Below are 7,180 nucleotides of genomic sequence, written 5' to 3'. Positions count from 1 at the left end.
GGTGCTGGACGAGCCGGCCGCGGCGCTCGACGTACGGGCCGAGTCCGAGCTCGTCGAGCGGTACCTGGAGCTCACCTCGGGGGTGGCGTCGCTGATCATCTCGCACCGGTTCTCGGTGGTGCGGAACGCGGACCGGATCTGTGTACTGTCCGGCGGCCGGATCGTCGAGGACGGCACCCACGAGGAGCTGCTCGCGAAGAACGGCGAGTACGCCGGGATGTTCCGCCTGCAGGCCGAGCGCTACGTGACCGGGCCGGAGGCCGTCGATGCCTAAGTCCTTGCGGATCCTGTGGCTGTGGATCACCACGTCGTTCCGGGCGGCGCCGTGGCTGATGACGATCTCGACCGTCCTGGTCGCGGCCCGGGCGGTCACCGCTCCGGCACAGACGTACGGCGTCAGCCGGCTGGTGCAGGGGATCGCGTCGGAGCAGTCGAGCACGATCACGCTGGGCGTTGCGATCATCGTCGGCGGGCTCGCGGTGTCGTTCCTCGCCGACGGGCTCGGTACGCCGCTGCAGGACACCGCCCAGGAGCGGATGGCCGGCCGGGTGCACGCCGACCTGCTGGACGTGACCACCGGCATCCCCGGGTTGTCGCATCACGAGCGGCCCGATGTGGCCGACCGGTTGGAGCTTGTCCGGGAGCGGGCGTGGCGGATGGGCGTCGGCGCCGAGGTGCTGCTCTGGGCGTTCGCCACGGTGACGAACACGGTGACCGTGCTGACGCTGCTCGGGTCGGTGCATCCGGTGCTGCTCGTGCTGCCGTTGCTGGGCGGTGTGCGGATCTGGTCGGCGTACCTGAGCAGCACCCGGCAGCAGAAGGCGTGGGAGGACTCGATGCCGCAGGAGCGGCTCGTCGAGCGGTTGATCGAGGTCGCGAAGGACCCACGGACCGGGCTCGAGGTGCGTGTGTTCGGGCTCGGGAAGGTCCTGCTGGACAGGATCTTCGCGTTGCAGACCGAGCGGTTCGACCGCCGGGTGGCGGCCGCCCGCTGGGGCGGGAAGGTGGACGGGGCGGTCCGGCTGGTGTTCGGGCTCGCGTACTCGGCGGCGATCATCTGGGTGGTCGCGCGGGCGCGGAACGGGCACGCCTCGGCGGGGGACGTCGTACTGGTGCTGCTGCTCGCGCCTCAGGTGGACCAGATGACCGGCGGTATCGCGCAGAACGTGTACTGGGTCGGCGAGGTGGTGCGGAGCTTCAGCCGGTACGACTGGCTGCGCGAGTACGCCAAGCAGAACGCGTGGCGCGCCAGCCGGACGCCGGCGCCGGCGCGGATCACGCAGGGGATCGAGCTGCGGGACGTTGGATTCTCCTACCCGGGCTCGGATTCCGCGGTGCTGAGCGGTGTCGACCTGACGATCCCGGCCGGGGCGGCGGTCGCGCTGGTGGGGGAGAACGGCGCCGGCAAGACCACGCTGGTGAAGCTGCTGGCCCGGATGTACGACCCGACGACCGGGCGGATCCTGGTCGACGGCGAGGATCTGGCGACGATCCAACCGGACGCGTGGCGGTCGCAGCTGTCGGCGGGGTTCCAGGACTTCGTGAAGTTCGAGTTCACCGCCCGTGAGGTGGTCGGGATCGGTGACCTCGAACGCGCCGGCGACGAGGACGCCGTACGCGCTGCCGTCGTCCGTGGTGACGCGGAGTCGGTGGTGGCCGGGTTGCCGCGTGGGCTGGATTCCCAGCTGGGCAAGAAGTTCACCGACGGGGTGGAGCTGTCCGGCGGGCAGTGGCAGCGGCTCGCGCTGGCGCGTGCGTTCATGCGCGAGCGCCCGCTCCTCCTGTTGCTCGACGAGCCGACCGCGGCGCTCGACCCGGAGGCGGAGCACCGGCTCTACGAGCAGTACGCCGCCGCCGCGAAGATCGCCGCGACCGAGACCGGCGGGATCACCGTGCTGGTGTCCCACCGGTTCTCGACCGTCCGGATGGCCGACCTGATCGTCGTCATGCACCGCGGCCGCGTCGAGGAGTTCGGCACCCACGAGGACCTGCTCGCCGCCGGCGGCCGGTACGCCGAACTCTTCGAACTCCAGGCCCGCGCCTACCGCTGACGCCGCGCCCGGCCAGTCACAAATTCCTGGTGTGTCCTGTCTCAACAGGTATGACCCAACGGATCGAGACTCTCGACAGTCTTCATCAGCATCTGCAGTGGGCGATCGAGCTCGAGCACTCGACGCTCCCGCCGTACCTGTGTGCGCTCTACTCCCTCGACCCGGCGCGGAACCCGGATGCGGTCGAGGTGCTGAGCAGCGTGTTCGTGGAGGAGATGATCCACCTATCGCTCGTCTGCAACCTGCTGAACGCTGTCGGTGGCGAGCCGCGGCTGGACGTGCCGGAGCAACTGCCGGGATACCCGCGCCGGCTGCCGCACGGGTCGGTCGAGCTCTCGCTGCTGCCGTTCGGGCCGGAGGCGCTGGAGATGTTCCTACGGCTGGAGCAGCCCGAGGCACCGGGTGCACCGGCGGAGGGCGACCACTACGAGACGATCGGCCAGTTCTACGACGCGATCGAGGACGGGCTGCGGTATCTCGCCGAGGCGCTCGGCGAGGACAAGCTGTTCTCCGGCGATCCGGCCCGGCAGGTGACGGCCGGCCCGTTCCAGCACACCGACGGCGTGCTGCAAGCGGTCACGGATCTGGCGTCCGCGATGTCCGCTCTGGAGGAGATCGTCGAGCAGGGCGAGGGCAGCGCCCGCGGCGAGGGCAGTGCTACCGGCGGGGGTGGTGCCGGCGGGGAGGTGTGGGACGGCGACCACGACATGTTCCACCCGGACCGCGACGAGGTCGCGCACTACTACCGCTTCCAGGAGCTGAAGCTCGGCCGCCGCTACCAGCGTGGCGATACCCCGCAGTCCGGCCCGACCGGCGACCCGGTCACCACCGACTTCGCCGGAGTCTCCCCGATGCAGCCGAACCCGCATCGCTCGGACAACGAGCAGATCCGGGCCGCGCAGGAGGCGTTCGACAACACGTACTGCACGCTGCTCTACCTGCTCGAGCAGACCTTCACCGGCGAGCCATCGATGATCCGGGACGCGGTCCGCGCGATGTTCGGCCTGAAGGCGGAGGCCCTGAAGCTGATGCAGCTCAGCGAGGACGACCGCACCACAGCCGGCCCGACCTTCCAGTACGTCCCGCTCGACGACCGACAGTGACAGAACAGCAATCCGGCCGCGCGAAGACTGAAATAAAACTGAGAAGCGACTGAGAGCTTGGCTGCAATCGGTTGCTGCTCGTTCGCCAATAGTTAACTTTCGGTCTTCACGCGGCCGTACATGCCTTTCTAATGTATCCACCATGGACACACCGCCCGCTGTCCGTGCCCGCGGTCTCACCAAGTACTTCGGTGAGGTCGTGGCGCTCGATGGCGTCGACCTCGACGTCGCACCCGGCCAGCTGCACGGCCTGGTGGGACCCAACGGTGCCGGCAAGACCACGTTGCTCGGCCTGCTGCTCGGCCTCGCCGTTGCCGACAAGGGCACCCTGGACATCCTCGGTACGCCGGTCGGCCGCGCGCTCGCCGTACCCGACGGGGTGGCCGGTTTCGTCGACGGGCCCGGGCTGTACCCGTCGATGACCGCCCGGCAGAACCTGTCCGCGCTCGCCACCCTGCGCGGTGACGGGACGCAGCGCCTCGAGGAGGTACTGGAGCAGGTCGGCCTCACCGACGTCGCCGACGACCGGGTCCGCGGCTTCTCGCTGGGCATGCGCCAGCGCCTCGGCCTCGCCGCCGCCTTGCTCACCAAGCCCCGGCTGCTGATCCTCGACGAGCCGTCCAACGGCCTCGACCCGTCCGGCAAGAAGCACGTGTACGGCGTGCTCACCAAGATCGCCGCGGACGGCACAGCGGTGATCCTGTCGAGCCACCGGATGGACGACGTCGAGGCGCTCTGCTCCGAGGTGACGATCCTGGCGACCGGGCGGGTCGCGTTCTCCGGCCCGATCAGCAAGCTGGCGTCCGAGGACAGCGAGCTCGACTACCGCGTCCTCACCTCGAACCCGGTCACCGCACGGCGCGTGGCCCGCGAGACCGCGGGCGTCCGCCTGCGCGAGATCGACGAGGCGCAGGACGACGCCGAACTCCTGGTCATCTCGACGACGGTGCCCGCGCTGGACGAGTTCGTGAAGGAGCTCGTCCGGCAGGACGTCGCGGTCCGCGAACTCGCGCCCGTGGTGTCGCCGCTCGAAGCGGCCTTCCTCGCCCTCACCGAGCAGCAGGAGACCAACTGATGACGGCCACCATCGCTGCCCCCGACACCCCTGTCGTGCGCCGGGTTCCGATGCTCCGCGGGTATCGCTTCGAGCTGGTCAAGCTGCTGTCGCAGTGGCGGGTCCGGGTGCTGATCGTCGCGTGCTGGCTCGCGCCCGCCGTGTTCGTGACCGTGGTCAGCCAGCAGGCGTCGCTTCCGGTCGACACGTTGTTCGGCCGGATGATGCACGCGACCGGTTGGGCCGGACCTCTTGTACTGCTGGGCTTCTCCGGTTCCTGGGCGCTGCCGCTGCTGACCTCGCTGGTCGCCGGCGACGTGTTCGCGTCGGAGGACCGGCTCGGCACCTGGCGGCACCTGCTGGTCGCGGTCCGGTCGCCCCGCCGGATCTTCGTCTCGAAGGCGCTGTCGAGCCTGACCGTGATCGTCGTACTGGTCATCGGACTGGTCGTGTCGAGCACGGTCAGCGGATTGCTTGTCGTGGGCAACCGTGAGCTGATCGGCCTCGACGGCCACCTGCTCTCGCCGGGCGACGCGGCCGGTACCGTCCTGCTCGCCTGGCTGTGTGCGCTCGCACCGACGCTGGCGCTGGCCGCGATCGGTCTGCTCGGTTCGGTCGCGATGGGCCGCTCGCCGATGGGGTTGCTGCTGCCCGCGGTGGTCGCACTCGCGATGCAGGTCGTGCAGCAACTCCCGATCCCGGTCGCACTCCGCCTCGCGCTGCCCGGCTACGCCTTCATCAGCTGGAACGGCCTGTTCACCGAACCGGCCCAGAGCGGCCCGTTGCTGATCGGTGTCATCGTCAGCCTCGCGTGGACGGTCGTCGCGACCGGCCTCGCCTACTACCTGTTCGTACGCCGCGACTTCACCAACCCCACGCACGACGGCTCCGGCCGCCGGGCGCTGACGGCCGGCGTCCTGCCCCTCGTCGTACTGCTCGGTGTCAGCACCGCTGCCGTCGCTCCGGTGAGCGGCTTCGGTTCGGGCATCGACCAGGACAAGGTGCAGCGCGCGGTCGCGGTCGAGTTCGCGCACCTGTACCGCCTGCAGACCAAGCAGCTGAACCGGGCCGATGTCACCGAGGCTCAGCTGCAGACCGCTGCCGAGTGCACGAAGGGCGGCGACCAGGTCGCGGCCCGCGGGCCCGGCAACGACTGGCGGTGCGTGATCAGCTGGCACATCCCGGGGGTCGACGTGGCCGGCTCGGCGATCTACCAGCTCGACATCAACCCACTCGGTCGGTACGTCAGCGACGGGGACGGACCGAAAGAAGTGAACGGCTTCTTCCTGGTCCGCACCCCGTCCGGGGACGAACCGAACCCACTGTGGCAGTTCGACGGCAACATCGAGCTGCTACCCGCCAAGTAAGGCCAACCCGAAGGGATCATCCCCATGCAGGTAACACGCCGCCGCAGGCGTGACGAAGCGGGCCCGTCCAGCTCGCTCCGGCGCAGGGTTCCACTGGTGACCGCAGGCACCACGGCAGTCGCCATCGCACTCGCCGGCACCGCAGTCGCCTCGACCCGTCAGTTCGGATCCGACCAGGTCGGTCAGGTCACGGACAAGGGCCAGGTGGTGTCGGCCGACCAGTACATCAAGCCGCTCGGCGACCGCCTTCTCCTCCAGAAGGGGAAGATCATGTCGTCCACGGTCAGCCCGGACGGCAGCCACATGGCCGCCTCGGTGACCGACGGCGGGATGGCGCTGGCGATCATCGACCTGAAGAACTGGAAGGTCCAGCAGTACGTCGGCAACAACGCCGCCGCGGACCTGAAGATCCCCGGCAACGACGTCGGCCAGGAAGGCCCGACGTACTCGCCGGACGGCAAGCAGGTCTGGCTCGGTCAGTCCGACGGGTACCGCAAGTTCGACGTGAACGCGGACGGAACGCTGGCGAACCCGACGTTCGTGACGATCGCCGCGCAGGGCTCGAAGCGCGCCTTGGTCGGCGCGGCGGTGTTCTCCGCCGACGGCTCGACGGTGTACTCGGCCGTCAACGGCCAGAACCGCGTGGTCGCGATCGACGCCGCCACCGGGACGATCAAGCAGAGCTGGAACACCGGCAACGCCCCGCGTGGCCTGGTTGTCGTCGGCAACAAGCTTTACGTGAGCAACGAGGGCGGCCGCCCGGCCAAGGCCGGCGACACGACCGTCAATTCGTACGGCACCGACGTCGTGGCCAACAAGGACGCGGCGACCACCACCGGTACCGTCAGCGTGATCGACCTGTCGAACCCGGCCGCCGCGGTCGGCAGCATCGACGTCGGCCTGCACCCGACCGCCGTCTACGCCAAGAACGGCGCGGTGTTCGTGACCAACACGGCGACGAACAGCATCTCGGTCATCGACTCCAAGCGCGACAAGGTCGTCCAGACCATCGCCACCCAGCCGTGGCCGGAGGCCTCGGTCGGTTACGAGCCGAACAGCGTGGTGCTCACCGACGACGGTCACCTCTTGGTGTCGCTCGGCCGGGCCAACGCGGTCGCGGTGTACAAGTACAAGAGCGCGCTGGAGCCGGTCAGCTACGTCGGCCTGGTCCCCACGGACTACTTCCCGGCCGAGCTCGCGCAGGTCGGCAAGGACATCGTGGTGTCCAACACCCGCGGTGTCGACGCGCGCCGTACGACGACCGCCGCCGGTCACGGCACGCACGACACCACGTCGAGCCTGACCAAGTTCCAGCTGCCCAACGACCAGGCGATCCGTGGTCTGACGGCGCAGGTGTTCCAGCAGAACGGCTGGACCCCGGGCTCGGCGGCCACCGGCTCCAAGAAGGCGGTGCCGGTACCCGTACCGCTGCGGCTCGGCGCCCCGTCGACGATCAAGCACGTGTTCCTGATCGTCAAGGAGAACCGGACCTACGACCAGGTGTACGGCGACATCCCGCAGGGCAACGGCGACCCGGCGCTGACGCAGTACGGCGAGAACGTGACGCCGAACCAGCACGCGCTGGCGAAGCAGTTCGGGCTGTAC

The 7,180-nt window shown here is 69.4% G+C and carries 5 protein-coding genes and 1 pseudogene; all 6 read left to right on the top strand.

Annotated features, from left to right (window positions below; genetic code table 11):
- A pseudogene (locus VFF46_RS36775) lies at window positions 1-274 on the top strand (ABC transporter ATP-binding protein); the annotation flags it as partial.
- Window positions 267-2,051: an ABC transporter ATP-binding protein gene (locus tag VFF46_RS36770; protein ID WP_325041885.1), complete on the top strand. Its 1,785-nt coding sequence runs from the start codon at window positions 267-269 to the stop codon at window positions 2,049-2,051. The pseudogene VFF46_RS36775 and the gene VFF46_RS36770, both read left to right, overlap by 8 nt.
- 50 nt (window positions 2,052-2,101) lie before the next feature.
- The gene (locus VFF46_RS36765) at window positions 2,102-3,154 is read left to right on the top strand and encodes a ferritin-like protein (RefSeq protein ID WP_325041884.1); all 1,053 of its coding nucleotides are present in this window, start codon (window positions 2,102-2,104) and stop codon (window positions 3,152-3,154) included.
- A gap of 142 nt (window positions 3,155-3,296) precedes the next feature.
- Window positions 3,297-4,229, top strand: a complete 933-nt coding sequence (locus VFF46_RS36760) for an ABC transporter ATP-binding protein (protein WP_325041883.1) — start codon at window positions 3,297-3,299, stop codon at window positions 4,227-4,229.
- The gene (locus tag VFF46_RS36755) at window positions 4,229-5,575 is read left to right on the top strand and encodes an ABC transporter permease (protein ID WP_325041882.1); all 1,347 of its coding nucleotides are present in this window, start codon (window positions 4,229-4,231) and stop codon (window positions 5,573-5,575) included. The genes VFF46_RS36760 and VFF46_RS36755 overlap by 1 nt, the downstream gene beginning before the upstream one ends.
- 96 nt (window positions 5,576-5,671) lie before the next feature.
- Window positions 5,672-7,180: YncE family protein (locus VFF46_RS36750; protein WP_414673133.1), on the top strand; the 1,509-nt coding region annotated here is incomplete at its 3' end.

The sequence above is a fragment of the Kribbella sp. genome (genome assembly GCF_035655035.1).
Lineage (GTDB): Bacteria > Actinomycetota > Actinomycetes > Propionibacteriales > Kribbellaceae > Kribbella.
Note: the sequence above shows the minus strand (reverse complement) of the source record. Positions and strands in the feature narration are given on the sequence as shown.

Bases quoted from the DNA above. Each gene is read 5' to 3' on its own strand.
- VFF46_RS36760 (WP_325041883.1), top strand. From the start codon at position 3,297: ATGGACACACCGCCCGCTGTCCGTGCCCGCGGTCTCACCAAGTACTTC.
- VFF46_RS36770 (WP_325041885.1), top strand. From the start codon at position 267: ATGCCTAAGTCCTTGCGGATCCTGTGGCTGTGGATCACCACGTCGTTC.
- VFF46_RS36765 (WP_325041884.1), top strand. From the start codon at position 2,102: ATGACCCAACGGATCGAGACTCTCGACAGTCTTCATCAGCATCTGCAG.
- VFF46_RS36755 (WP_325041882.1), top strand. From the start codon at position 4,229: ATGACGGCCACCATCGCTGCCCCCGACACCCCTGTCGTGCGCCGGGTT.